This window comes from Actinomadura violacea (assembly GCF_017573465.1).
Taxonomy (GTDB): Bacteria; Actinomycetota; Actinomycetes; order Streptosporangiales; family Streptosporangiaceae; genus Spirillospora; species Spirillospora violacea.
The window spans coordinates 196,464-219,926 of sequence record NZ_JAGEPF010000023.1 but is presented as its reverse complement, the minus strand read 5'-3'; the positions used below and the strand labels follow the sequence as shown (position 1 = coordinate 219,926).

Below are 23,463 nucleotides of genomic sequence, written 5' to 3'. Positions count from 1 at the left end.
GGACAACGGCGCGGCGCGCCGCCCGCCGCGCCGTGCCGCGCCGGACGTCCGTCAGGGCTTCCAGTGCGGGTCGCGGCCGGCGAGCCCGAGCACGCGGTCGAGCAGCGGCGCGTCCTCGGGGACGGCGACCTCGGGACCGAACGCGCCGTACTTGCGGCTGATCTCCGCGGTGGGGACGAGCTGCTCCCAGGCGGCCTCGACGACCTCCGGCGGGAAGCCGGGCTCGCGGCCGGTGGCGACGGCGAGGTCCCATCCGTGCACGACGCACTCGCCGAAGACGATCCCCGCGATGAACTCGGCGGGCATCCCCTCCTTGTTGCCGGTGAGGCTGGTGCTGCCCTCCCACGCGGCCGGGTCGCTCCAGGCGTCGGCGGTCCTGCGGGCCTGCTCCGCGAACCGCTCGGCCCAGCCCGGCTCGGCGGTGAAGTCGTGGTCCTCGCCGGGCCCGGTGACGGGCTCCTTGCGCGCGGCGGTCTCGCCCCGCGCGTTCCAGAGGATCAGGTGGTCGACCAGCGCGCGCACGTCCCAGCCCGGGCACGGGGTCGGCGCGTCCAGCCGGTGGTGCGGTATCTCCAGGACGATCCGCGCCGCGGCGTCCGCGGCGGGCCGCATCCGGCTCCGGACATCCATGACGACTCCTTCGCTCATTCGTTCGACCATGGTCCCACGCTAGGCCGGGCGGCGACAGCCGGTCTTGAACAAACGCGACACCGCTAGCCTGGGCCGATGGGCCCATCCCTACCCCGCGGGACGCGCGGAATCGTGCACGCGCGGACGGGCCTGGAGCGCTTCCGTGTCGAGCGGATCGCGCCGGCGCCGAAGCCGGCGGCGTTCGTGGAGTTCTTCTGGGTGCTGCGCTGGGACCTGCGGGGACGCCCGCCGCACCGGCAGCGGGTGCTGACCCGGCCGTCGGTGCACGTGACCTTCACCAGCTACCTGACGAGCGGCGCGACGCGGGCGCGGATCGTCGGGGTGGTGCGCGACGACTTCGTCGAGGAGATCGCGGACGAGGGCCGGGTGATCGGCGCCGCGTTCCGCCCGGGCGGGTTCCGGCCGTTCCTGGACGGGCCGGTGTCCGCGCTGAGCGGCCGGTTCGCGGGCGTGCACGAGGTTTTCGGCGAGGCGGGCCTCGCCCTGGCGGCGGACGTCTTCGCGACGCCCGGCGACGCGGACGCCGTCGCGCGGCTGGAGGCGTTCCTCACCGGGCTGGGGCCCGAGCCCGATCCGGCGGCCGAGCGGGCCGCGGCGATCGTCGGGCGGATCGCGGAGCGGCCGGGGGTCGTCCGCGTCGGCGACCTGGCCCGGGACGAGGGCGTGAGCCCGCGCAGCCTGCAGCGGCTGTTCCAGGAGTACGTGGGGATCGGCCCGAAGTGGGTGATCCGCAGGTTCCGGATGATGGAGGCGGCCGAGCGGGCGGCGGCGGGCACGCGGGTCGACTGGGCCGGGCTGGCCGCCGAGCTGGGCTACGCCGACCAGGCCCACTTCACCCGCGACTTCACCGCCGCCGTCGGCACGCCCCCCGCCCGGTACGCGCGCGAGGAGGGGCTGGCAGGATCGGGCCATGACGGACCCCCGCCCGGCCCCCGGCCCCCTCGATGACCTGACGGCCTTCCGGCGGCTCGCCGCCGAGCGGCTGCGCCGGTTCGGGCACACCACCGTCCCCGACGCGCCGGGCCTGCGCCGCGCCGGGGTCGTGCTGTGCGCGGTGAAGGACGAGGGCGCCCCGTCGGTGATCCTGATCAAGCGCGCGTTCCGGGGCCGGAACGCGGGGCAGTGGGGCCTGCCAGGCGGCCGGCTGGAGGACGGCGAGACCGCCGAGGAGGCGGCGCTGCGGGAGCTGCGGGAGGAGATCGGGCTGGCCGCGGGCCCCGCCGACGTGCTCGGCCGGCTGGACGACTTCCCCGCCGCGTCCGGCTTCGCGATCACTCCGATCGTGGTCGCGCTGGACGATCCGGGGCCGCTCGCGCCGAACCCGGACGAGGTCCATTCCGTCCACTACACGAGCCTGCGCACGCTCGCCGCCGACGGCACCCCGAGGTGGGTGGAGAGCCCGGACGGCGGCAGCATGCTGCAGATGCGGCTCGCGCCGGGCTGGCGGGTGCACGCCCCGACCGGCGCGATGCTGTGGCAGTTCCGCGAGGTGGTGCTGTTCGGCCGCGAGGCCAGGGTCGCGGACTTCGCGCAGCCCGACTGGACCCGCAACTAGCGGGCCCGGCCGGGCGGCGCGGGCCGGCGGGCTAGAAGGTGCCGCCGTCGACGACGATGCGCTGCCCGGTCACGTAGGACGCGCCGTCCGACACCAGGAACCGGACGACGTCGGCGACCTCCTCGGGCGAGCAGACGTGCCCGTAGGGCGACGCCGCGTCCTGCTGCCTGATGTCCTCGACGCCCATGGTGGCGCGCACCAGCCGCTGCCCCATCTCGGTGTCGACCAGCCCGGGCGCGACCACGTTGACGTGCATGCCGTGGCTCCGCTCCTCCTTGGCGATGGTCTGCGCCAGCGCCTCCGCCGCGGCCTTGCCCATCGAGTAGGGGCCGCTGAACGCCGGCATCATGTCGGTGACCACGCTGGACACGAAGACGATGTCGCTGCGCTCGGCGCGCCGCAGCAGCGGGATCAGCGCCTGGCTGAGGTGGTGCGGGCCGAAGGCGTGCACCCGCAGCACGCGCTCCAGTTCCGCCGGGTCGGTGTCGGCGACGGTGTTGCCGCGGCTGGCGATCCCGGCGCTGTGCACGAGGATGTCCAGCTCGCCGAACTCCTCCTCGACCCCGGCGGCGAGCGCGCGGCAGGCGTCCAGGGAGTCGACGGACGCCTGGAACGCGTGGCCGCGCGACCCGGCGGCCTCGATGTCGGCGACGGTCTTGCGGGCCGCCTCCTCGTCGCGCCGGTAGGCGATCGCGACCCGGGCGCCGTCGGCGGCGAGGGCCAGGGCGATGGCGCGGCCGATGCCCCGGCTGCCTCCGGTGACCAGGGCCGTACGGCCGGCGAGAGAACTCATGGACACTCCTTCGTCAGGTCGCGGAACGCGGAGCACCATCCTGCCCGCCGCGCGGCCGGGCCCGTAAGCGGCCCCTGACAAGAGCCCGCCCGCGGGTCGTGCACCGGCGATGTGGCGCCGGGCGGCGATGTCGTGGCGCGATCAAGGGACGACCGTGACCTGATCGTGATCTCCGCTAACCAAACGGACATATCCGGTTTATGCAAGTATTCAAGACTTGGTGGCTCGTGCTCCCGAGCGAAAAGGAGTTCCCGTGAAACGCACGGGGATCACCGCCACCGCCACACTCACCACCGTCACCGCTCTCGCCGGCGCCTTCCTCACCGGCACCGTCCTGCTCGCGCCCGCCGCCGACGCCGCTCCGCCGCCCCCGCCCGCCGCGAGCACCGCGTCCGCGCACCTGGCCACGCTCACCGTCGCCCCCGAGGGGTCGGAGTCGGGCTACAGCCGCGACAAGTTCCCGCACTGGATCACCCAGTCCGGGACGTGCAACACCCGCGAGGTCGTGCTCAAGCGCGACGGCGTGAACGTCAAGACCGACTCCTCGTGCGCCGCCGTCTCGGGCACGTGGAAGAGTCCCTACGACGGCGCCACCTGGACCAAGGCGTCCGACCTGGACATCGACCACATGGTCCCGCTGGCCGAGGCGTGGCGGTCGGGCGCCTCGGCCTGGACGACCGCGCGCCGCCAGGCGTTCGCCAACGACCTGGACTCCTCGCAGCTGTGGGCCGTGACCGACAACGTCAACCAGGCCAAGGGCGACAAGGACCCCGCCGAGTGGACCCCGCCGCTCGCGAGCTTCGACTGCATGTACGCCCGCTCGTGGATCGACGTGAAGTACCGCTACGGGCTGACCGTCGACTCCGCGGAGAAGACGGCCCTGGGCCGGCTGCTCGGCACCTGCTGAGGCGCCCCGGCGGTGCGGGCCGCGCCGGCCCGCACCGCCCGGCCGTCCGCCCGCCCGCCCGCCCGGCGGATCAGCGGGCGAGGGCGCGCAGCCAGGCCGCGCCGCGCTCCATGTCGTCGTCGGTCAGGCCCACCATCGGGTCGACGGCGACGAGGAGGTGGTCGGCGACGCCCTCCTCCGCGGCGATGCACGCGGTCGCGTCGGGCTCGTCCTCGAACCACACGAACGGCCTGCGCTCGACCCAGGCCGCGACGTGCCGCGCCTTCCACGCGCCGAGGGTGCGGCCCTCCTCGATGCCCGGGAACCGCGGGATCGGGACGAACGGCAGCCGGGGCAGCCCGACCCGGGGCGAGATCCACTCGTTGGCGTTGTCGCACCAGTAGCTCGCCCAGGCCAGCTCGGCGCCGGCGGACTCGACGAGTTCGAGCAGCGCCGGCCCGTGCGCCGCGTTCAGCCAGAGGCGAAATGTGACGCCGTTCGGCGAGCAGCGATGCCGCCGGAACCCCCGGTGCGGCCTTTCGAACGGATTGAGCACCCCGTCAACGTCCAGCAGCACCAGCGGCGACCCCATACCCGAGAACCTACGGCATGCGGCCCGGAAGTTACATCAAGGTCATTTTGGGCAACGTTTTGACAGTTTTGGATCCATGACCGAAACTGCACCGGGCCCATCGAGGCGACACCCCGTGGAAAGGCGGTAACGAGGCGTGAGCGAGCAGGATTTGAGGACGGCACCGGCCGAGCCGTCGCACGTCGACGCGGGCGACGCCGGCTACCGCAAGTCCCTCAAGACCCGTCACGTCAACATGATCGCGATCGGCGGCGCCATCGGCACCGGGCTGTTCCTCGGCGCCGGCGGGCGGCTGGCCAGCGCCGGCCCGTCCCTCGCGATCGCCTACGCCGTCTGCGGGTTCTTCTCGTTCATGGTGGTGCGGGCGCTCGGCGAACTGGTCCTGCACCGCCCGTCCTCGGGGTCCTTCGTCTCCTACTCGCGCGAGTTCATGGGCGAGAAGGGCGCGTTCGTCGCGGGCTGGATGCACTTCCTGAACTGGTCCACGACCGGCATCGTCGACATCACGGCGATCGCGCTCTACATCCACTACTGGAAGATGTTCACCAGCATCCCGCAGTGGGTACTGGCATTGATCGCGCTCGCGGTCGTCGTCACGATCAACCTGATCTCGGTGCGGATCTTCGGCGAGCTCGAATTCTGGTTCTCCATCGTCAAGGTGGGCGCGCTCGTCGCGTTCATGTGCATCGGCATCGTGCTCGTCGTCAGCGGCCACAAGGTGGGCGCGCAGGACGCCGGGCCGCTGATGATCTTCCAGCACGGCGGGATCTTCCCCAAGGGCGTGCTGCCGGTGCTCGTGGTCGTGCAGGGCGTCGTGTTCGCCTACGCCTCCACGGAGCTGGTCGGCGTCGCGGCCGGGGAGACCGAGAACCCCGAGAAGGTGATGCCGAAGGCGATCAACTCGATCGTCTGGCGGATCCTGGTCTTCTACGTCGGCTCGGTGCTGCTGCTCACGATGCTGCTGCCCTGGAGCGCCTACAAGGACGGCGAGAGCCCGTTCGTCACGGTGCTGTCGAAGCTCGGCGTGCCCGCCGCGGGCGGCGTGATGAACCTCATCGTGCTCACCGCTGCGCTGTCCAGCCTGAACTCGGGGCTGTACTCCACCGGCCGGATCCTGCGCTCGCTCGGCGCCTCCGGCTCGGCGCCCCGGTTCACCATGGCGATGAGCCGGTCGCAGGTGCCCTACGGCGGCATCCTGATGACCACGGCGATCTGCGTGCTCGGCGTCGGGCTGAACGCGTGGGTCCCCAAGGACGCCTTCGAGATCGTGCTGAACTTCGCCGCCATCGGCATCCTCGGCACCTGGGCGATGATCATGATCTCGCACCTGCTGTTCGTGCGGCGGACCCGCACCGGCGCGCTGTCCCGGCCGTCCTACCGGCTGCCCGGCTCGCCGGTCACCGAGATCGTCACGCTGGCCTTCCTCGCCGCGGTCGTCGTGCTGATGTGGTTCGACTACGACGGCGAGGGCCACAAGACGGTGCTGGCCGTGCCGGTGATCATCGCCGCGCTGGTGGCCGGCTGGTTCTGCGCGCGGGGCCGGGTCGCGTCGATCGCGGCCGGGCGGACGGCGGACCCGGCCGAAGAATGACCGATCCCTGACCCGCCGGGATCGGTTCGGTCCCGGCGGGCCGGGCATCGTGCAGGCATGTGCCGACTGTTCGGGATGACGACCGGCGGGCCGCGCGTGCACGCCAGGTTCTGGCTGGTGGACGCCCCGGACAGCCTGTCCTCGCAGAGCCGCCGGATGCCCGACGGGACGGGGCTCGGCTGGTTCTCGCTCGGCGAGGAGCCCGTCCGCGACCGGGCGCCGATCGCGGCGTTCGAGGACGCCGACTTCAACGCCGAGGCCCGCGACGTCGTCTCGCACACGTTCATGTCGCACGTCCGGTACGCCTCGACGGGCAAGCCGCAGGTGCACAACTCCCACCCGTTCGTCATGGACGACCGGCTGTTCGCGCACAACGGGATGGTCCGCGGCCTCGACGTGATCGGCTCCTGGCTCACCGACGTCGAGCGCGCGCCGATCCAGGGGCAGACCGACTCCGAGCTGGTCTTCGCCTACGTCACGGCGGAGATCCGGCGGCGGGGCGACACCACCGCCGGCCTGATCGCGGCGGTCCGGCGGATCGCCGCCGAGGTGCCGGTGTTCGCGCTGAACGTCCTGCTCGCCGAGGCGGGGCGGATCTGGGCGCTGCGCTACCCCGACACGCACGAGCTGTGGGTGCTCAAACACGACCTCGGGGAGGAGGGGGCGGCCCGCAGCATGGCGTCCGACCGCGAGCCCGGCCGCGTGCACGTGTCGGCGCACCGCGAGCCGGCGGCCGCCCACGTGCTGGCCAGCGAGCGGATGGACGACGCCCCGGGCTGGCGGCTCCTCGACCCCGGGGAACTGCTGGTCGTGGACGGCACGGAGGCGGCCTCGCAGTACCCCTTCGATCCGCCGGCGCACCGGATCTCCCGCGACGATCTCTCGGTGACCGAGGCCACGTCGCAGACGTGATCTGCTTCACCGCCCGCCGCGTAGGGTTGGTCGGGTCGAACGAGCGCCCCCGAGGAGTCCCGGAGCAATGGAGCACGAACTCACCCTGATGGCGGTCCACGCCCACCCGGACGACGAGGTCCTCAGCACCGGCGGGCTGCTCGCGCGCTGCGCCGCGGAGGGGATCCGGACCGTGCTGGTCACCTGCACCAACGGCGAGCAGGGCGACGACTCCGGCGGCGTGAAGCCGGGCGAGCCGGGCCACGACGCGCAGGAGGTCGCGCAGCGGCGGCTGGCCGAGGTGCGCGAGTCCGCCGGGATCCTCGCGGTCGAGCACCTGGAACTGCTCGGCTACCGCGACTCCGGCATGGAGGGCTGGTCCACCAACGAGGACCCGCTGGCGTTCGCGAACGTCCCGCTGGAGGAGTCCGCCGGGCGCCTCGCCGAGCTGATGGAGAAGTACCGGCCGCAGGTCGTCGTCACCTACGACGAGAACGGCGGCTACGGGCACCCCGACCACATCCAGGCGCACCGCATCGCCGTCGGGGCCACCGAGAAGACCGGCATCCCGGACAAGCTGTACTACACGGCGATCCCCCGGTCCGGCATCGCGCAGATGTTCGAGTTCGCGAAGTCCGCCGGCGTGGACCTCGGCTTCGAGCCGCCGGACGACTTCGGCGTCCCGGACGAGATGATCACCAGCACGGTGGACGTCGCGCCCTACGCCGCCCGCAAGGTCAAGGCGCTGGAGGCGCACGCGAGCCAGGGCGAGAACATCTTCTTCCTGCGCCTGCCCGAGGAGGTCCAGCACATGGCCTTCGCGAGCGAGACGTTCATCCGGCACTTCAACCGCGTCGAGGCCGCCCCCGACCACGAGGACGACCTCTTCGCGGGCCTGCACTGACCCGCACTGACCCGTACTGACCCGCGCCGACCTGCGCCGCCCGGCGGGGAACGCCCCGCCGGGCACGGTTCAGGTCAGCACGGTTCAAGTCAGCACGGTTCAGGTGGACGCCGCGCGTTCCGCCTGGGCCCGGTAGCGGTCGAGGACGTCGGGGCGCAGCAGGTTGCCGAACCCGGCCTGTTCGAGCCGTAGGGCTAGGGCGTGCTCCTCGATGCCGAGGGCCTCGGCCGTCGCGTCCAGCCGCCAGGCGCGCGCGGCGAGCCGCTTCAGCAGGTAGCCCCGCCGCACCTGCGAGTCCGAGAGGCGGAAGCTCTTCAGGTAGGCGACGCGGCCGTCCTCACCGGTGATCGTCTCGCCGATGTGGTTCTCCTTGCGCAGCCCGAACGACGGCAGGAACCGCGACAGGACGAACCCGTGCAGGCGCTGCACCCGCTGGGTCACGCCCTCCTCGTCGAACAGGTCCCACGCCATGACCCGGTCGTGGAAGGCCGCCCATTCCTCCCGGTAGAGGGTGGCGGCGGCGCGCAGGTCCGCGAGCGACCGGATGCCGGCGCCGTCGATGCCCATCGTCAGGTCGCCGGCGGGGGCGCCGAGCAGCCCGTACTTGTAGATCAGCTCACCGAACAGGTCCTCGACCAGCGTGGCGTGCAGGGCCCGGTAGTCGTCCGGGTGCGGCACCACGAACGCGCTCGCCAGCGAGTCGGCGACGTAGACGAGCACGCCGCACTGCCCCGGATGGATCTCGAAGATCCGCAGCGCGTCCTCGAGCCCGCGCACCTGGAGCCCGAGGTAGGTCTCCTCGCTGCGCGGCGACAGGCCGCGCGACACCGCCCGCCGCGACCACTCCTCCCAGGCGATCTCGGGGCCGCCGAAGTGCAGCGCGAGGTAGCCCTCGACGGCCAGGTGCAGCGGCAGGAACCGGAGCCGGTCCTTCCCGGCCTTGCGCGCCATGCGCCGGGTGAACCGCACGGGCATGCGCGGTGGAGCGGCGGCGGTCTGCGCCGCCGTGTCCTGCTGCAGCAGGCGCGTCCCGTAAGCGGCCGCCTGCCCCTGGTCGCCGTCGTTCCACGTCGCGACGAACGCGTGCGGGACGAACGCGATGTAGGAGGTGCCGTCGCCGACGTCCACAGCCGACACCGGCTCCTCGTAGGCCTTCCGGTGCAGCCTCAGGTGCGGGACGGGCTCGTCCCGGATGAGGGGGACGAGCCGCACGGAGTTCCACAGCTGCGCGGGCCCCGTCTTCAGCCCGTCCAGGATGAACGTCATGCGCGCTCCTTCAGGAAGCGGGCGGTCCGGTCGTCCAGGTGGGCGCGCAGGCCGGCCAGGCCGACCCGTCCCTCGGCGAACCGGGCCAGCTCGACCAGCGTCGGCAGGTCCTCGGCGTTCCTGATGCCCGCGGTCGGCACGGCCGGCGAGAGCCGCCGCACGTTGAAGTCCTCGGCGTCGTACACGGGGTTGAGGTGCGCGATCAGCACCCGCTGGCCGGGCGCGTACCGGTGTCCGGGGTCGAGGCGCGTCCGCCAGATCCGCAGGACGTCCGCGGCGAGGCCGGGCGGTGCGTTGTCCCAGCCGTCGGAGACGATGAGGAGCCGCTCCGGCCCGGTCTCCAGCGCGTCGATGATCCGCTCCCCCAGCGGGGTGGGGCCGAACGGGTAGACCAGGAGTTCGTCGGTGCGGCCCGACGTCCACAGCGGCGTGTACTCCTTCGCCAGCGCCTCCAGCAGGTAGTGGGCGGCGAGCGCGACCGCGAGCGGCCGGCGGCGCTTGTGGCCGGAGCCCGTGGCGGAGTATCTGTCGTCCAGCACGGCCGCGACCTTGCCCCACGAGCCGCGCGCCGCTCCGGCCACGCGCCGGGCGGCGGTCCGCAGGGCCTCGGTCAGTTCCGCGCGGCGCGCGGCGCGGTCGTCGAGCGGGAGCGAGAGCACGTAGGACGCCAGGCGGGTCAGCGGCATCGTGGTCAGGTCCGCGGCGACGGCGACGGCGCCGGCCTTCGCCTCCCGCGCGCTCTCCTGCAGGCGGAGCCGCTCCAGCCGGGTCAGGCGCGGCGCGATGCGCTCGAGGAAGTCTTCGCGCGCGATGCCGTGCTTGGCGGCGAAGCCTTCGGCGACCGTGTAGGGCAGTTCGTACAGCGCGGCCTTCTCGTAGTGCGCGCGGCGCCACTGCTCGAAGATCGGCGTCTCGTAGGCCTTGACGCGGAACGGCGCGAACAGGAAGGTGCGCAGCTCGCCGCCGGGCTCGATGTGGGCGTGCCGGATCGCGGCCTTCACGCCGTTGCGGTACTTGACGGCGTCGAAGGCGGGGGCGGCGCGCCCGGCCAGCCAGTCGCGGACGATCGCGCGCGTGCGCCGGTTGTTGACCTTGAGCCGGCGCAGGTCGCGGAAGAGCCGGTAGACCCGCTGCTGCGGCATCAGGTCGAGGCGCCGCGCGATCAGCCGCCCCTCCAGCCGCCGCCGCTCAGCGCCGGCGTCGCCGGCCCGCACCAGCAGGTTGCGGACGATCATCGCGGCGTTGTGGTCGTTGACGTCGAGCGCCAGCGCCGCCGCGTAGACCTCCCGGTAGTTCTCGAGCATGTAGGAGTGCAGGAACTCCAGGGAGAGGCGCTGCCCGCCGGCGTCGTGGTGGAACTCCCGCTGCCCGGTGGAGGTGATCGCGGCGTTGACGAACATCAGCGCGTCCTCGCAGGCGATCAGGTCCGCGAACGTCTCGCTCATCGCATTCCACCGGAGGCAGGGGGTCGGGGGCGGGGGTGCCGGCCGGGGAAGGGGGGCGCGAGCAGCGAATCATCGCGTGAAAGGCAAGTTCCGGAAGTCGCACCGGAGTCCCGCGGCCGGCCCCCGCACCGTAGCACCGCGATACGGGGGCGGGCTCCGCATTTTCCGCGTCAGGGACGGTAGGTGCCGAAGTACCACTCGTTGCCGTCCAGGTCGCGGGCGGCGTAGTCGCGCGAGCCGTAGTCGGTGTCGGCGAGCTCGCGGAAGATCTCGGCGCCCGCGGCCTTCGCGCGGTCGTGGTGGGCGTCCGGGTCGTCGATCGCCACGTACACGGCCGCCTTGACCGACACGCCGGAGCCGAACATGAAGAGCCCGGTGTCGTACCCCATCTCGGCGTGCACGATCTTGCCCGAGTCGTCCCGGTACACCTCGCGCGGGACGAACCCGAAGGCCTTCTCCAGCCACTCCATCGACCTGTCCGGGTCGGCGGTGGCGATCAGCGGGTAGAACGTCCGCCGGATCTCACTGGTCATGTCGTCCTCCTCGGTCGCCGGTCAACATGCCCAGTCTCCGCCGCTCCTCCCCCGCCGGTCTTGGACGAATGGGAGGTCCGGGGAGGTCAGCGGCGTGCCGCGTCGCGCTCGTCGGCGAGGCGGCGGGTCTCGTCCGAGACCGGCGCGCCCAGGATCGCGGCGACGACGTCGATCAGGTAGCTGGTGAACAGCCGGTCGTCGGTGCGCGGCCCCGAGCGGGCGCGGCGGGCCAGCTCCGTCGCGGTGTAGAGGATCGCGGTGAAGCGGCGGTGCAGCCGCGCCGCGTCCTCCTCCAGAACGGGTTCCACGAGGTTCCGCCACCGGCACAGGCTGTCGGGCTTCGGCCAGGTCGCCTCTCCCCCGGCGGCGGGCTCCGGCGGGTCGTCCAGGACGGCGAACGTGACGAGCGGGCGCGGCCGGTTCACCGCGTCCGCCCAGACCTGCAGGAACGCGCGGCCCGACGCGTCGCCGAGGCAGGCCGCCATCGGGCGGACGAGCGCGCCGGCGAGCGCGCGCCCGCCCGGCACTCCGTCCGCCTCGTAGGCGTCGAGCAGCGCGTGCCGGCGCGCCTCGATCTCCGGGGCGTGCCGGGCGAGGATCGCGCGCACGATCCCCGCCCGGTCGCCGAAGTGGTACTGCACGGCCGTGGCGTTGCGGGCGCCGGCGGCCTGCACGATCTCGCGCAGGCTGACGGCGTCGAGGCCCCGCTCGGCGTAGAGCCGCTCGGCCGCGTCCAGCAGCCGCTCCCGCGTCTCGTTCATTCGTTACCTATAGCGTGTTCCAGGGCGTCGGCGAAGCGGGCGCGGGCCGCCTCGCGGCGGGTCGGCAGGTGGCCGGACGGCCACAGGCCCTCGACGGGCTCGACGTCGCGCAGCAGCTGCCGCGCCACGGTGATCTTGTGGACCTCGGTGGGGCCGTCGGCGATGGCCATCGCCTGCGCGCCCATCATCATGGCGGCGAACGGCATCTCGTTCGACACGCCGAGGGCGCCGTGCAGGTGCATCGCGCGCTGCGCGACGTCGTGGTACACCTTCGGCATCGCGGCCTTGACCGCGGCGATGTCCTTGCGGACCTTCTTGTAGTCCTTGTGCTTGTCGATCAGCCAGGCGGTGCGCAGCACCAGCAGCCGGAACTGCTCGATCTCGATCCAGCTGTCGGCGATCTTCTCCTGGGTCATCTGCATCTTCGCCAGCGGCCCGAACCGGGTCTGCCGGGAGACGGCGCGCTCGCACATCATGTCGAACGCCTTGCGGACCTGCGCGATCGTGCGCATCGCGTGGTGGATGCGGCCGCCACCGAGGCGCGTCTGCGCGATGACGAACGCGCCGCCCTCGTCGCCGAGCAGGTTCTCGGCCGGGACGCGGACGTTCTCGTAGCGCAGGTAGCCGTGCGAGCCCTCGCGCTCGCCGCCGACGCCGACGTTGCGGACGGTGGTCAGCCCGGGCGTGTCCGCGGGGACGATGAACATCGACATGCCCTCGTAGGCCGACACGTCCGGGTTCGACACCGCCATGACGATCAGGAACTCGGCGTGCCGCGCGTTGGAGGAGAACCATTTCTCGCCGTTGATGACCCAGCCGTCGCCGTCGCGGACGGCGCGGGTGGTGAACAGGGTCGGGTCGGCGCCGCCGTGCGGTTCGGTCATCGAGTAGGACGAGGAGATCTCGCCGTCGAGCAGCGGGCGCAGGTAGCGCTCCTTCTGCTCGGGCGTGCCGAAATGGGCGATGATCTCGGCGTTGCCGGAGTCGGGCGCCTGGCACCCGAACACCGACGGCGCCCAGCGGGACCGGCCGAGGATCTCGTTCAGCAGCGCGAGCTTCACCTGCCCGTACCCCTGGCCGCCGAGTTCGGGGCCGAGGTGGCATGCCCACAGGCCCTTCTCGCGGACCTGGTCCTGCAAGGGCCGGACCATCGTCTTGTAGCGGGGGTCGGACTTGTCGTAGGGGTCGCCGAGCACCAGGTCGAGGGGCTCGACCTCGTCGCGGACGAAGGCGTCCGCCCAGTCGAGAAGTTCCTGGTAGGCGGGGTCGGTCTCGAAGTCCCAGGCCATGGCGAGCCTCCTGCGGTCGGTGCGCTGCGTCCCGTGAATAATCGAGCCATCTGAATGAATAATGCAAGTGCATGACTGTTACTCTCCGGTAGACCGCCGTAGCCGAAAGGACCGCCCGTGCAGCCTGAGCAGATCGACGCCGCGCTCGTGGACTTCGCCGTCCTGGCCGCGTGGATGGACGGGCAGGGCCTGCCGGGCGGCGCGTTCGAGGACGTCGAGCCGCTGACCGGCGGCACGCAGAACACGCTGGTCCGCTTCCGGCGCGGCGGCCGGGACTACGTGCTGCGGCGCGGCCCGGCGCACCTGCGCGCCAAGACCAACGACGTGCTGCGCCGCGAGGCGCGGGTGCTCGCGGCGCTCGACGGCACCGACGTGCCCGCGCCCCGCGTGATCGCCGCCTGCCCGGACGAGTCGGTCATGAACGGCGCCGTGTTCTACCTGATGACGCCGGTCGAGGGCTTCAACGCCTCGGTGGCCCTGCCGGACCTGCACGCCGGCGACGCGTCCGTCCGGCACGCGATGGGCCTGAACGCGGCGCGCGCACTGTCCGCGCTGGGCGCGGTCGACCACGAGGCGGCCGGGCTGGCGGACTTCGGCAAGCCGGACGGGTTCCTGGAGCGGCAGGTCAGCCGCTGGCTCTCGGAACTCGACTCCTACGGCGCGCTGGACGGCTACCCCGGGCCGGAGATCCCGGGCCTGGACGACGTCGCGCGCTGGCTGGAGGAGCGCCGTCCCACGACGTGGCGTCCGGGCGTCCTGCACGGCGACTACCACCTGGCCAACCTGATGTACTCCTTCGGCGGCCCGGACGTGGCGGCGATCGTCGACTGGGAGATGTGCACGATCGGCGACCCGCTGCTCGACCTCGGCTGGCTGCTGGCGACCTGGCCGCAGCACGGCGACGAGAGCGCGCAGCTGGCCGGCCCCCTCGGCGCGGCGGGCGGCCTGCCGACGACGGGCGAGCTGGTCACCGCCTACGCCGAGCGCGCGGACGCCGTCGCCGGGCGCGACCTGTCGTCCATCACCTGGTACGCGGTGCTCGCCTGCTTCAAGCTCGGCATCGTCCTGGAGGGCACGCACGCGCGGGCGTTCGCCGGGAAGGCGCCGAAGGAGACCGGCGACCTGCTGCACGCCATCACACTCGGGCTGTTCCGGCGGGCGCAGGCGTTCATCGCCTCCTGACCCGCGGCCGCCGGAACGCGGCCATCCGATTCGCCACTCCTCGTAGTACTACCTCTTGTAGAACTACACGGCGTCGTACTACGTTCGGTCGTATTGGTCACCGGCGACCGACCCCCCTGGGAGTGGCGCATGTCCCTGACCGAACAGCGCGGTTTCACGACCCGACAGGCCCTGGACGCCCTGGACGACCGGCTCGGCACCACCGGCTTCGTCCGGCGCGCGGCCCGCAAGGCGTTCCCCGACCACTGGTCCTTCCTCATCGGCGAGATCGCCCTCTACTCCTTCCTCGTCCTGCTCGCCTCCGGCGTCTTCCTCACCTTCTTCTTCAAGCCGAGCATGACCGAGGTCGTCTACCACGGCTCCTACGTCCCGCTCCGCGGCGTCGAGATGAGCGAGGCGTACGCCTCGACGCTGCGCCTCAGCATGGACGTGCGCGGCGGCCTGCTCATGCGGCAGGTGCACCACTGGTCCGCGCTGATCTTCGTCTCCGCGATCCTCGCCCACATGCTCCGGGTGTTCTTCACCGGAGCGTTCCGCAAGCCCCGCGAGCTGAACTGGCTGCTCGGCATCGTGCTGTTCACGCTGGCGATGGCCAACGGGTTCACCGGCTACTCGCTGCCGGACGACCTGCTGTCCGGCACCGGGCTGCGGCTGGTGCTCGGCGCCGTGCAGTCGATCCCGCTCGTCGGCAGCTACCTGTCGTTCTTCCTGCTCGGCGGCCAGTTCCCGGGCACGGATCTCGTCCCGAGGCTCTACGTCGTGCACGTGCTGCTGGTGCCGGGCCTGATGGCGGCGCTGGTGCCGCTGCACGCGATCGTGCTCCCGTGGGTGCAGAAGCACACCGACTTCCGGCGCGGCCGCAGCACCGAGCGGACCGTCGAGGGCAAGCCGTTCTACCCGGTCTTCATGGCCAAGACCTCGGCGTACGTCCTGTTCACCGCCGGCGTGACCGTCCTGCTCGCCGCGCTGCTCCAGATCAACCCGGTCTGGCTGTACGGCCCCTACTCCCCCAGCGCGATCAGCGCCGGGTCGCAGCCCGACTGGTACCTGGCCTTCGGCGACGGCGCGCTGCGGCTGATGCCCGGCTACGACGTCACCGTCGCCGGGCACACGCTCTCCTTCGGCATCCTCGTCCCGCTGCTGGTCATCACCGTGTTCTTCGCGCTGCTCGCGCTCTACCCGTTCATCGAGCGGCGCGCGACGGGCGACGCCGCCTTCCACCATGTGCTCGACCGTCCGCGCGACGCCGCCACGCGGACGGGCCTCGGCGCCGCGGGGATCGTCTTCTACGGCGTGCTGTGGGCCGCTGCCGGCAACGACGTCATCGCCGACCGGTTCGACGTCTCCCTGTTCGCGACCACCTGGTTCTTCCGCGTCGCGCTCCTCGCCGGACCGGTCCTGGCGTTCGCGGTGACGCGGCGGCTCTGCCTCGGGCTCCAGCGGCGCGACCGGCTGCTCCTGGAGCACGGCGTCGAGACCGGGATCATCGTCCGCGACCCGTCCGGCGGGTTCCGCGAGCGGACCCGCCCGCTGCCGGCGGAGGCGGCGGAACGGCTCCGCGCGCGGAGGGCCGCCGCGCGGCCGCCGGGCGGGCCGCTGGCGCGGCTGTTCGCCGGAGGCGAGCCGGAACGCCCTGCTGAGGAGAACGAGCGCCGTCCGGTCCCCCGCTGATGCGATGATCACGGGTGGGAGGTGCCGCGATGGAGATCCGCAGCGGCGGACCGGACGACGTGCCCGTGATCATGGCGATGCTGGACGGCGCCGTCGCGTGGCTGGCGAGCAACGGCCGCACCGGCCAGTGGGGCGCGGACCCCTGGTCGCTCGACCCGCGCCGGGTCGAGCGGATCGCCGGCATCGCCCGCGACGACGAGATCCTGGTCGCGGAGGCGGACGGCCGCCCAGCGGGCGTCATGGCCGTCGCGCCGCGCCCGCCCTCCTACGTCGGCGCGGCCGACGAGCCGGAGCTGTACATCACGCTGCTGGTCACGGGCCGGGAGTTCGCCGGACGCGGCGTCGGCGCCGCGCTGATCGGCGAGGCGAGGCGGCTGGCGCGGGCACGGGGCGCCGGGCTGCTGCGCGTCGACTGCTACGGCGGCGGCGACGGGAGGCTCGTCGGCTACTACCGCGGCCAGGGGTTCGAGACCGTCGCCGAGTTCAAGGTCGGCGACTGGCCCGGGCAGGTGCTGGCGCAGCGCATCGACCCCGCCCGCTGAGCCCGCCTTGCGGATCGCGGCGGGCCGGGCGCAGTCTGGAAGGGACCGGTGGGAGCGGGGCAGTCGGTGACGCCCTTACGCCGCACGGACGGCGACCGAGCCGCTCGCCCCGTCCCACCGGTCTGCGCGGGTCCGCGGACCCGCGAGCCCCCTCAGGCGGACTGACCCGTAAGCTCGCCCGCCGGGTCCTCCGGCGCGGCCAGCCGGTCGCCCGCGTCCGCCGTGTAGTCGTCGGCGGTCGTCTCGTCCGTCCCGGACGGCACCTTCAGCGCCCGCGCCACGAGGGTGACCGCGACCGCGACGACCATGTTCAGGACGAACGCGGTCAGCGCGATGTAGCCGGTGTGGCCGATGAACGGGATGTCGGCGAGCGGCGACCCGAAGTGGCTCTGCGCCGGCGACGACTGGTCGTAGGCGGTGTAGGTGCCGTAGGCCATGCCCGCGGCCCAGCCGGCGAGCAGGCCCCAGCGGTCCAGCCACCGCGTGTACAGGCCGATGCCGATGGCGGGGAACGTCTGCACGACCCAGATGCCGCCGAGCAGCTGCAGGTTGATCGCCAGCGACTTGTCGAAGCCGAGCACGAACACCAGCGCGCCCAGCTTCACCAGCAGCGACACCAGCTGCGACACCCGGGTCTCCTCCTCGGGCGAGGCGTCCGGCCGGATGAAGGAGGTGTAGACGTTGCGGGTGAACAGGTTGGACGCGGCGATCGACATGATCGCGGCGGGCACCAGCGCGCCGACCCCGATCGCGGCGAACGCGACGCCGGCGAACCAGTCCGGGAACACCTGGTCGAACAGCTCCGGCACCGCCAGCTGCGGGTTGCCTGCGTGCTTGACGGCGGCGACGACGCCGGGGTGGGCGAGCGCCATGTAGCCGAGCAGCGCGAGCAGGCCGAGCAGCAGCGAGTACGCGGGCAGCAGCGCCGCGTTCCGGCGGATCACGTCGCGGCGCCCGGCGGCGAGCGCGCCGGTCACGCTGTGCGGGTAGATGAACAGCGCGAGCGACGAGCCGAGCGCCAGCGTCCCGTACGCCCAGTGCGTCATGTCGTTGGTGAACAGCGATCCGGCGGGCTTGCCGGTCGCCGGGTTCGGCTTGGCGAGCGCGGCGCCGGACTTGCTGAAGATGCCGTCCCAGCCGCCGAGCTTGGTCGGGATGTAGACGACCGCGACGATGATGACGATGTAGATCAGCGCGTCCTTGACGAACGAGATCAGCGCGGGCGCCCGCAGCCCCGAGGTGTAGGTGTAGGCGGCCAGCAGCGCGAACGCGATGAACAGCGGCAGGTCCTTGGCCCAGCCGGACCCGGACACGCCCATCACCGTCAGGACGGCCTGGATGCCGACGAGCTGCAGCGCGATGTACGGCATCATCGCCAGGATCCCGGTCAGCGCGACGGCGAGCCCGAGCGACCGCGACCCGTACCGGCCGCGGACGAAGTCCGCTGCGGTCACGTAGCCGTGCCGCTGCGCGACCGACCACAGCCGCGGGCCGATCAGGAACACGATCGGGTAGGCGATCGCGCCGTAGGGCACCGCCCAGAACCCCATCGCGCCGCCCGCGAACACCGCCGACGGCACGGCGACGAACGTGTAGGCGCTGTAGAGGTCGCCGCCGAGCAGGAACCAGGTGATGAACGTGCCGAAGCTGCGCCCGCCGAGGCCCCACTCGTCCAGGTGCATGATGGTCTGGCCGCGCCGCCAGCGGGCGGCCGCGAAGCCGACCACGGTGACCACCGCGAAGAAGACGATGAAGATGGTCAGCTCGACGCCGTTGACGTCCTTCACTTCGCCTCACCCCGCTTGCGGGTGAGCAGGTGCGCGCTGCCGATGCAGACGGCCGTCAGCACCACCCACAGCAGCTGCCACCAGTAGAAGAACGGGAAGCCCGCCACGTGCGGGCCGCCTTTGGCATAGGTCGGCACCGCCAGGTAGACGGCGAACGGGATGACCAGCAGGACGCCCGCCACCACCTTCCGCGCCAGGGACGGGCCCGGTGGGGATGTGGGGGCGGGGGACGTTTCACTCACGGACTGACCTCCAGGGCCGGGGGAACGAGCGGCCGGGGCGACTCTCGCCCCCGCAATATTGCGATCTTCGAACGGCGGGCACCAGCCCCCGGGGCCATTTGTTGACCAAGTCGAGCCCTGTGTCGTTTTCCTGCCAGCGGAACGGTCCACGGGCACGGCATGCTCGGCTCATGGACGAAGCCCGCAACGATCAGCACGGCACCGGCCCGGACGGCACCGGCCGGACGCCCCGCCCGTTCCGCTTCGGCGTGGTCGGCGAGTCGATCCGCTCCGGCGCGGAGCTGCTCGCGACGGCGCGCCGCGCCGAGGACCTCGGGTACTCCACGCTGGTCCTGCGCGACCACTTCGTGGCCGAGCCGTTCGGCGACCAGCTCGCCCCGATGGTCGCGCTGGCGTCGGCCGCCGCCGCGACGAGCACGCTGCGGGTCGGCACGATGGTGCTCTGCAACGACTACCGGCACCCGGTGATGCTCGCCAAGGAGGCCGCGACGCTCGACCACCTGTCGGGCGGCCGGTTCGAGCTCGGCCTCGGCGCCGGCTGGCTCCGCGAGGAGTACGAGGCCGCCGGGATGCCGTTCGACGCGGCGGGCGCGCGGGTGGGCCGGCTGGAGGAGTCGCTGCGGATCCTGCGGAGCCTGCTGTCCGGCGACAAGACGACCTTCGCGGGCGAGCACTACCGGACCGACGGCCTCACGGTGTTCCCGCGCCCGGACCGGTGCCCTCCCCTGGTCGTCGGCGCGGGCAGCCGCCGCATGCTGGGCATCGCCGGCCGCCTCGCCGACACGGTCGGCATCCTGCCGCGCGCACTCCCGGACGGGACGATCTCCGAGGAGATCACCGAGCGGCTGCCCGAGACCATCGAGCGCAAGGTCGGCTGGGTGCGGGAGGCCGCCGCCGGCCGCGACGTCGAGCTGAGCATGATGGTGACGCCCACGTTCGGGCCCGATCCGCGCCGCGCCGCGGCGAAGGTCGCGGTCACCCGCGGCTGGGGCACCGCGTCGGCCGGCCTGGTGCTGGACATGCCGTCGCAGTTCGTCGGGCCGCCCGAGCACATCGCCGAGCAGATGCTCGCGCGCCGCGACCGGTACGGCTTCACCTACTACCAGGTGTCCGACGAGGGGATGGACGCGTTCGCGCCCGTCATCACGCACCTGGGCTGAGCCGGGCGCGCGGGCGTGCGGCGCGTCAGCGGGCCGGTCCGGCGAAGCCCGCGTTCATCGCGACGCTGAGCTCGGGCTCGGTGAGCCGGGCGCCCGCGAGCGACCCGACGATGCGCCCGCGCTGGAACACCACCACCCGGTGGCAGAGCTCGACCAGCTCCGCGAGGTCCGACGACGCGATCAGCACCGCCTTCCCCTCCGCGGCCAGGCCGCGGACGATGGCGTGCAGTTCGGCGCGGGCGCCGACGTCCACGCCGCGCGTCGGATCGTCCAGCGCCAGGACGGACGGGGCGGCGTCCAGCCACTTGGCGAGGACGACCTTCTGCTGGTTGCCGCCCGACAGCCCGCCCGCGCCGGCGCGCACGTCGCCGCGGACGCGCAGCCGCTCCAGGTGGCCGCGCGCCCGGTCGACGAGGCGGGCGCGGCGCGGCAGGAACCCGCCGCGGCCCTGCCCGAGCCAGCTCACCGCCGTGACGTTCTCCCACAGCGGCTTGTCGAGCATCAGGCCGCGGCCCTTGCGGTCGCCGGAGACGAACGCGACGCCCGAGGTGACGGCGTGCCTGGCCGAGCGGGGCGCCCGTCCGTCCGGGAGCCGCACGGACCCCGACGCCGGCCGGACGCGCCCGCACACCGCGTCCAGGACGGCGAGGTGCCCGGCGCCCTGCAGCCCGGCGAGCCCGACGATCTCCCCGCCCGCCGCCGTCAGCGAGACGTCCCGCAGCCGGCCGGGCACGGTGACGCCGGTGAGGGAGACCGCCACCCCGCCGGGGCTTCGCGGGGCGGCGGGCATTGCGCGAGGCGCGGCGGCGAGGGCACCGGGCTCGCCGAGCATGGCGGCGACCAGGGAGTCGAGGCTGACGTCCGCGGCCTCGGCGCCCGGCCGCACGACCCGTCCGTCGCGCAGCACGGTGACCCGGTCGGCGATCCGCATGACCTCCTCGAGGAAGTGCGAGATGTACAGGACGGCGAGGCCCCGCCCGGCGAGGCGCCGGACGACGCCCGCGAGCCGCTCGGCGGCGTCGCGGGGCAGCGCGGACGTCGGCTCGTCGAGGATGAGCACGCGGGGCTCCTGGAGCAGCGCGCGGCAGATCTCCAGCATCTGCCGGTCGGTGAGCGGCAGGTCGCCTGCCCTGGCGTGCGGCGGCGGGTCGATGCCCAGCTCGCTGAGGACGGGCCGGGCGAGCCGCCGCATCTCGCGGGTGCTGACCAGCCCGCGGCGGCGGGGCGCGCCGTAGGGGAAGAGGTTCTCCAGCACGGTCAGGTCGTCGTAGGTCATCAGCTCCTGCGAGACGATCGCGACGCCCTGTGCGGCGGCGTGCCGGGCGCCGGCGAACCGTACGGGTGCGCGGTCCAGCGCGATGGTCCCGCCCTCGGGCCGCACCACTCCGGAGACGATCTTCACAAGGGTGGACTTGCCCGCGCCGTTCTCGCCGACGAGCGCGTGCACCTCCCCCGCGTCCAGGGTGATGCCGACCCCGTCCAGCGCGGTGACGCCGCCGTAGTGCTTGACCAGGCCGGAGGCGACCAGCATGTCAGCGGGCCTCCTTGAGCGGCCGGATGCTCCCGTTCGGGTTCGCCAGCAGCCTGTCGAGCTGCGGCTTGTACCAGGCGTAGGCGTTCTGCACCGACTGCTGCCGCTTGAGGATGTCGTCGATGTTGGCCGAGTCCATCACCAGCCCGGGTGTCTTGAACCAGCCCGACGGCAGCTTCCCCTTGCCGTCGCGGACCGCCTTGATCAGCAGCGCGGTGGCGATGTAGCCCTTGAGGTAGTGCTCGGGGTCGATGCCGGCGAAGTTGGTGCCGCGCTTGATGGCGTCCAGCGTCTTCGGGTCGACGTCGAACCCCGCGGTCAGGTACTTGCCGTGCCGCTGCTCCTTGAGCCGCGCGAGGTTGTAGCTGTCGGCGTCGCCGACGCCGAGGAACGCCAGCGCGTCCGGATGGGCGTTGACCTGCGACTGCCAGGCGCCGTAGTTCTGCGCCGGGTCGCTGTAGGTCTGGAACGGGCCGATGACGCGGATGCCCGGCGCCTGCTGCGCGAAGGCGTCCTTGATTCCCTTCGCGCGGCTGTCGAGGACGGGCGTGCCGGGATTCGGGACACCGACGACGACGGTGCCCTTGGCGTCCTTGCCGAGCTTCTTCACCGTCGCCTGCGCGAGCATCGCGCCGAGTTCGTAGTTGTCGTTGCCGACGTAGAAGCCGACCCTGCTGCCGTCGGTGGGCGCGGTGTCGAGCGCGACGACCGGGATGCCCTTCTGGACCGCCTGCGCGGCGGGACGGGTGAAGATCGGCGGGTCGAGGTTCTCCAGCACGATCCCGTCGGGATGGGTGACGGTGAGGTTCTGGAACAGCTGCTGCTCGGCGGGCCCGTCGGTGTTCGGCGGGCCGACCACCTTGAAGTCGATGTTCCCGGCCTGCTCGGACGCCTCCGTCGCGCCCTCGTACATCTCGCGGGCGAAGTTGAGGCTGTAGTTGGCGACGGCGATGCCCATCTTCAGCCGGCCGCTCTTGCCGCCCGTCCCGCCGCTACCGCAGGACGCGGTGGCCAGGGCGGCGCCGAGCATCAGCGCGGCGGCCGCGGCGAGGGGCCCGCGGGGACGCGGGGTCATGGGTTCCTCCCAGGTGGGCGCGGGTCGCGGTCCGCGCCCGGGGCGCGGGCCGGACGCAGGTCACGGACGCGGCGCAGCAGCGGCGCGGCGCCGACGGCGACGAGGATGACGCCGCCGGTCGCGAAGGTCGTCCAGTTGATGGGGACCTCGAAGAACACCAGCGCCGCGGTGACGGCGCCGAGGATGAGCGTGCCCGCCGCGGCGCCGAGGACGGAGCCGCTGCCGCCCTTCAGCGGGGTGCCGCCGATGATGGCCGCGGCGATCGCGGTGAGCTCGTAGCCCTGCCCGATCGTGGGGTCGCCCGCGATGAAGAACGCCAGCGCCAGCACCGCCGCCAGGCCGGCCATCAGCCCGGACAGCGCGAGCGCCGCGATCCGGGTGCGGGTGACGGGCAGCCCGCCGAACTCGGCGGCCTCCGGGTTCGAGCCGATCGCCCGGACGCGCGCGCCGAACCTCGTCCGGGTGAACAGCACGCTCAGCGCGGCGACGGCGAGGACGAACACCCACACCGCGTCCGGCACGCCGAGCAGCTCCCCGCCGCCGAGGACGCGGAACAGCGCGTCGCCCTGCGGCAGGTCGGTGATCTGCTTGCCCTCGGCGAGCGCCAGCCCGACGCCGCGCAGCAGCATCGCGGTGGCGAGCGTGACGATGAACGACGGCAGCCGCAGGTACGTCGTCACGGCGCCGTTGAGCGCCCCGACCAGCGCCGACAGCGCCAGCACGGCCAGCGCCGCCAGCCAGGTGTTCCAGCCGTCGCGGATCAGCAGCGCGCCCACGACGACGCCCATCGCGTACATCCCGCCGACCGACAGGTCGACCTCCCGCATCGCCAGGGCGAACACCATCCCGAGCGCCATCAGCCCGACGTAGACCGAGTTGTGCGCGGTGGTGAGCAGGTTCCCGGTGCGTAGGAAGTCCGGCTGGAAGAGCCCGACGCCGAGCACCAGCAGCACCAGCACACCGACGACGCCGGCCTCGTCGGGGACCGGGCGGCGCGTCCGGCGCCGATGGGCGGCGTCGCCGTCTTCGTTCGCCGGCGGCGCGGCGGCCGAGGGCTGTGGAACTGACATGCGGCGAGCATGTGACCGGCCGCTTCGCACGACAAGGACGCCGTTT

Annotated in this window: 23 protein-coding genes; 10 read left to right on the top strand and 13 right to left on the bottom strand. The window is 72.8% G+C overall.

Annotated elements, in window-relative coordinates; all coding sequences use genetic code 11:
* Nucleotides 1-51: 51 nt before the first annotated feature.
* The gene (locus J4709_RS35155; protein ID WP_208247409.1) at nt 52-630 is read right to left on the bottom strand and encodes a TIGR03086 family metal-binding protein; all 579 of its coding nucleotides are present in this window, start codon (nt 628-630) and stop codon (nt 52-54) included.
* Between the two features lie 96 nt (nt 631-726).
* Here J4709_RS35155 and J4709_RS35150 point away from each other — a divergent pair, with 96 nt between their 5' ends.
* On the top strand, nt 727-1,599 hold the full coding sequence (locus J4709_RS35150; protein WP_208247407.1) for a helix-turn-helix domain-containing protein: 873 nt from the start codon (nt 727-729) through the stop codon (nt 1,597-1,599).
* Entirely contained in the window at nt 1,562-2,206 is a 645-nt protein-coding gene (locus tag J4709_RS35145) for an NUDIX hydrolase (protein ID WP_208247405.1), read from the top strand. The genes J4709_RS35150 and J4709_RS35145 overlap by 38 nt, the downstream gene beginning before the upstream one ends.
* Before the next feature lie 31 nt (nt 2,207-2,237).
* Here the strand turns inward: J4709_RS35145 and J4709_RS35140 are convergent, their stop codons facing one another.
* Nucleotides 2,238-2,999: an SDR family NAD(P)-dependent oxidoreductase gene (locus tag J4709_RS35140; protein WP_208247403.1), complete on the bottom strand. Its 762-nt coding sequence runs from the start codon at nt 2,997-2,999 to the stop codon at nt 2,238-2,240.
* Nucleotides 3,000-3,252: 253 nt separating this feature from the next.
* On the opposite strand from J4709_RS35140, the gene J4709_RS55065 reads away from it, so the two are divergent.
* Nucleotides 3,253-3,906 carry an HNH endonuclease family protein gene (locus J4709_RS55065; protein WP_307801818.1) on the top strand — a complete coding sequence of 218 codons (654 nt, stop codon included), beginning with the start codon at nt 3,253-3,255 and terminating at the stop codon, nt 3,904-3,906.
* A gap of 70 nt (nt 3,907-3,976) precedes the next feature.
* On the opposite strand, the gene J4709_RS35130 is transcribed toward J4709_RS55065, so the two are convergent.
* Nucleotides 3,977-4,477 carry an HAD domain-containing protein gene (locus J4709_RS35130; RefSeq protein ID WP_208247401.1) on the bottom strand — a complete coding sequence of 167 codons (501 nt, stop codon included), beginning with the start codon at nt 4,475-4,477 and terminating at the stop codon, nt 3,977-3,979.
* Between the two features lie 136 nt (nt 4,478-4,613).
* On the opposite strand from J4709_RS35130, the gene J4709_RS35125 reads away from it, so the two are divergent.
* The 3 genes from J4709_RS35125 (at nt 4,614) to J4709_RS35115 (ending at nt 7,863) form a co-directional block, all read left to right on the top strand.
* Complete coding sequence (locus J4709_RS35125) at nt 4,614-6,068, top strand: amino acid permease (RefSeq protein WP_307801817.1); 1,455 nt, start codon at nt 4,614-4,616, stop codon at nt 6,066-6,068.
* Between the two features lie 57 nt (nt 6,069-6,125).
* Complete coding sequence (locus J4709_RS35120; protein ID WP_208247399.1) at nt 6,126-6,980, top strand: class II glutamine amidotransferase; 855 nt, start codon at nt 6,126-6,128, stop codon at nt 6,978-6,980.
* Nucleotides 6,981-7,047: 67 nt separating this feature from the next.
* On the top strand, nt 7,048-7,863 hold the full coding sequence (locus J4709_RS35115) for a PIG-L family deacetylase (RefSeq protein WP_208247397.1): 816 nt from the start codon (nt 7,048-7,050) through the stop codon (nt 7,861-7,863).
* A 99-nt stretch (nt 7,864-7,962) separates the two neighbouring features.
* On the opposite strand, the gene J4709_RS35110 is transcribed toward J4709_RS35115, so the two are convergent.
* The 5 genes from J4709_RS35110 to J4709_RS35090 form a co-directional block, all read right to left on the bottom strand.
* Nucleotides 7,963-9,129, bottom strand: a complete 1,167-nt coding sequence (locus J4709_RS35110; protein ID WP_208247395.1) for an ARPP-2 domain-containing protein — start codon at nt 9,127-9,129, stop codon at nt 7,963-7,965.
* Nucleotides 9,126-10,574 carry a hypothetical protein gene (locus tag J4709_RS35105; RefSeq protein WP_208247393.1) on the bottom strand — a complete coding sequence of 483 codons (1,449 nt, stop codon included), beginning with the start codon at nt 10,572-10,574 and terminating at the stop codon, nt 9,126-9,128. Before J4709_RS35105 ends, J4709_RS35110 begins: the two co-directional genes overlap by 4 nt.
* A 170-nt stretch (nt 10,575-10,744) precedes the next feature.
* Nucleotides 10,745-11,107, bottom strand: a complete 363-nt coding sequence (locus J4709_RS35100) for a VOC family protein (RefSeq protein WP_208247391.1) — start codon at nt 11,105-11,107, stop codon at nt 10,745-10,747.
* An 86-nt stretch (nt 11,108-11,193) separates the two neighbouring features.
* Nucleotides 11,194-11,868 (bottom strand): TetR/AcrR family transcriptional regulator, encoded by a 675-nt coding sequence (locus J4709_RS35095; protein WP_208247389.1) that lies wholly within the window; start codon nt 11,866-11,868, stop codon nt 11,194-11,196.
* A complete protein-coding gene (locus J4709_RS35090) occupies nt 11,865-13,157 on the bottom strand; it encodes an acyl-CoA dehydrogenase family protein (protein WP_208247387.1) in 1,293 nt (430 codons plus the stop codon). The genes J4709_RS35095 and J4709_RS35090 overlap by 4 nt, the downstream gene beginning before the upstream one ends.
* A gap of 117 nt (nt 13,158-13,274) precedes the next feature.
* Here J4709_RS35090 and J4709_RS35085 point away from each other — a divergent pair, with 117 nt between their 5' ends.
* The 3 genes from J4709_RS35085 (at nt 13,275) to J4709_RS35075 (ending at nt 16,552) form a co-directional block, all read left to right on the top strand.
* Nucleotides 13,275-14,339, top strand: a complete 1,065-nt coding sequence (locus J4709_RS35085; RefSeq protein WP_307801814.1) for a phosphotransferase family protein — start codon at nt 13,275-13,277, stop codon at nt 14,337-14,339.
* Between the two features lie 129 nt (nt 14,340-14,468).
* On the top strand, nt 14,469-16,010 hold the full coding sequence (gene qcrB / locus J4709_RS35080) for a cytochrome bc1 complex cytochrome b subunit (RefSeq protein ID WP_208247384.1): 1,542 nt from the start codon (nt 14,469-14,471) through the stop codon (nt 16,008-16,010).
* 29 nt (nt 16,011-16,039) lie between these two features.
* A complete protein-coding gene (locus tag J4709_RS35075) occupies nt 16,040-16,552 on the top strand; it encodes a GNAT family N-acetyltransferase (protein ID WP_208247383.1) in 513 nt (170 codons plus the stop codon).
* Between the two features lie 152 nt (nt 16,553-16,704).
* Here the strand turns inward: J4709_RS35075 and mctP are convergent, their stop codons facing one another.
* Together mctP and J4709_RS53895 are read right to left on the bottom strand one after the other, a co-directional pair.
* Complete coding sequence (gene mctP, locus J4709_RS35070) at nt 16,705-18,339, bottom strand: monocarboxylate uptake permease MctP (protein WP_208247381.1); 1,635 nt, start codon at nt 18,337-18,339, stop codon at nt 16,705-16,707.
* Nucleotides 18,336-18,581, bottom strand: a complete 246-nt coding sequence (locus tag J4709_RS53895) for a DUF3311 domain-containing protein (protein WP_208247379.1) — start codon at nt 18,579-18,581, stop codon at nt 18,336-18,338. Before J4709_RS53895 ends, mctP begins: the two co-directional genes overlap by 4 nt.
* Nucleotides 18,582-18,751: 170 nt before the next feature.
* Between J4709_RS53895 and J4709_RS35060 the strand changes: the two genes are divergently transcribed.
* A complete protein-coding gene (locus tag J4709_RS35060) occupies nt 18,752-19,741 on the top strand; it encodes a TIGR03621 family F420-dependent LLM class oxidoreductase (RefSeq protein WP_208247377.1) in 990 nt (329 codons plus the stop codon).
* 25 nt (nt 19,742-19,766) lie between these two features.
* Here J4709_RS35060 and J4709_RS35055 read toward each other — a convergent pair whose 3' ends face one another.
* The 3 genes from J4709_RS35055 to J4709_RS35045 are packed head-to-tail and all read right to left on the bottom strand — an operon-like array spanning nt 19,767 to nt 23,417.
* Complete coding sequence (locus J4709_RS35055; protein ID WP_208247375.1) at nt 19,767-21,272, bottom strand: sugar ABC transporter ATP-binding protein; 1,506 nt, start codon at nt 21,270-21,272, stop codon at nt 19,767-19,769.
* 1 nt (nt 21,273) lies between these two features.
* Nucleotides 21,274-22,347: a sugar ABC transporter substrate-binding protein gene (locus J4709_RS35050; protein WP_208247373.1), complete on the bottom strand. Its 1,074-nt coding sequence runs from the start codon at nt 22,345-22,347 to the stop codon at nt 21,274-21,276.
* Nucleotides 22,344-23,417, bottom strand: a complete 1,074-nt coding sequence (locus J4709_RS35045) for an ABC transporter permease (protein ID WP_208247371.1) — start codon at nt 23,415-23,417, stop codon at nt 22,344-22,346. Before J4709_RS35045 ends, J4709_RS35050 begins: the two co-directional genes overlap by 4 nt.
* Nucleotides 23,418-23,463: the final 46 nt, after the last annotated feature.

Excerpts from the sequence above, each read along its gene's own strand:
- J4709_RS35115 (WP_208247397.1), top strand. The coding sequence starts at position 7,048 with ATGGAGCACGAACTCACCCTGATGGCGGTCCACGCCCACCCGGACGAC.
- J4709_RS35075 (WP_208247383.1), top strand. The coding sequence starts at position 16,040 with ATGGAGATCCGCAGCGGCGGACCGGACGACGTGCCCGTGATCATGGCG.
- J4709_RS35100 (WP_208247391.1), bottom strand. The coding sequence starts at position 11,107 with ATGACCAGTGAGATCCGGCGGACGTTCTACCCGCTGATCGCCACCGCC.
- J4709_RS35150 (WP_208247407.1), top strand. The coding sequence starts at position 727 with ATGGGCCCATCCCTACCCCGCGGGACGCGCGGAATCGTGCACGCGCGG.
- J4709_RS35140 (WP_208247403.1), bottom strand. The coding sequence starts at position 2,999 with ATGAGTTCTCTCGCCGGCCGTACGGCCCTGGTCACCGGAGGCAGCCGG.
- J4709_RS35055 (WP_208247375.1), bottom strand. The coding sequence starts at position 21,272 with ATGCTGGTCGCCTCCGGCCTGGTCAAGCACTACGGCGGCGTCACCGCG.
- J4709_RS35110 (WP_208247395.1), bottom strand. The coding sequence starts at position 9,129 with ATGACGTTCATCCTGGACGGGCTGAAGACGGGGCCCGCGCAGCTGTGG.
- J4709_RS35155 (WP_208247409.1), bottom strand. The coding sequence starts at position 630 with ATGGATGTCCGGAGCCGGATGCGGCCCGCCGCGGACGCCGCGGCGCGG.
- J4709_RS35050 (WP_208247373.1), bottom strand. The coding sequence starts at position 22,347 with ATGACCCCGCGTCCCCGCGGGCCCCTCGCCGCGGCCGCCGCGCTGATG.
- J4709_RS35090 (WP_208247387.1), bottom strand. The coding sequence starts at position 13,157 with ATGGCCTGGGACTTCGAGACCGACCCCGCCTACCAGGAACTTCTCGAC.
- J4709_RS35120 (WP_208247399.1), top strand. The coding sequence starts at position 6,126 with ATGTGCCGACTGTTCGGGATGACGACCGGCGGGCCGCGCGTGCACGCC.
- J4709_RS35130 (WP_208247401.1), bottom strand. The coding sequence starts at position 4,477 with ATGGGGTCGCCGCTGGTGCTGCTGGACGTTGACGGGGTGCTCAATCCG.
- J4709_RS35095 (WP_208247389.1), bottom strand. The coding sequence starts at position 11,868 with ATGAACGAGACGCGGGAGCGGCTGCTGGACGCGGCCGAGCGGCTCTAC.
- J4709_RS35060 (WP_208247377.1), top strand. The coding sequence starts at position 18,752 with ATGGACGAAGCCCGCAACGATCAGCACGGCACCGGCCCGGACGGCACC.
- J4709_RS35045 (WP_208247371.1), bottom strand. The coding sequence starts at position 23,417 with ATGTCAGTTCCACAGCCCTCGGCCGCCGCGCCGCCGGCGAACGAAGAC.
- qcrB (WP_208247384.1), top strand. The coding sequence starts at position 14,469 with ATGTCCCTGACCGAACAGCGCGGTTTCACGACCCGACAGGCCCTGGAC.
- J4709_RS35105 (WP_208247393.1), bottom strand. The coding sequence starts at position 10,574 with ATGAGCGAGACGTTCGCGGACCTGATCGCCTGCGAGGACGCGCTGATG.
- J4709_RS35145 (WP_208247405.1), top strand. The coding sequence starts at position 1,562 with ATGACGGACCCCCGCCCGGCCCCCGGCCCCCTCGATGACCTGACGGCC.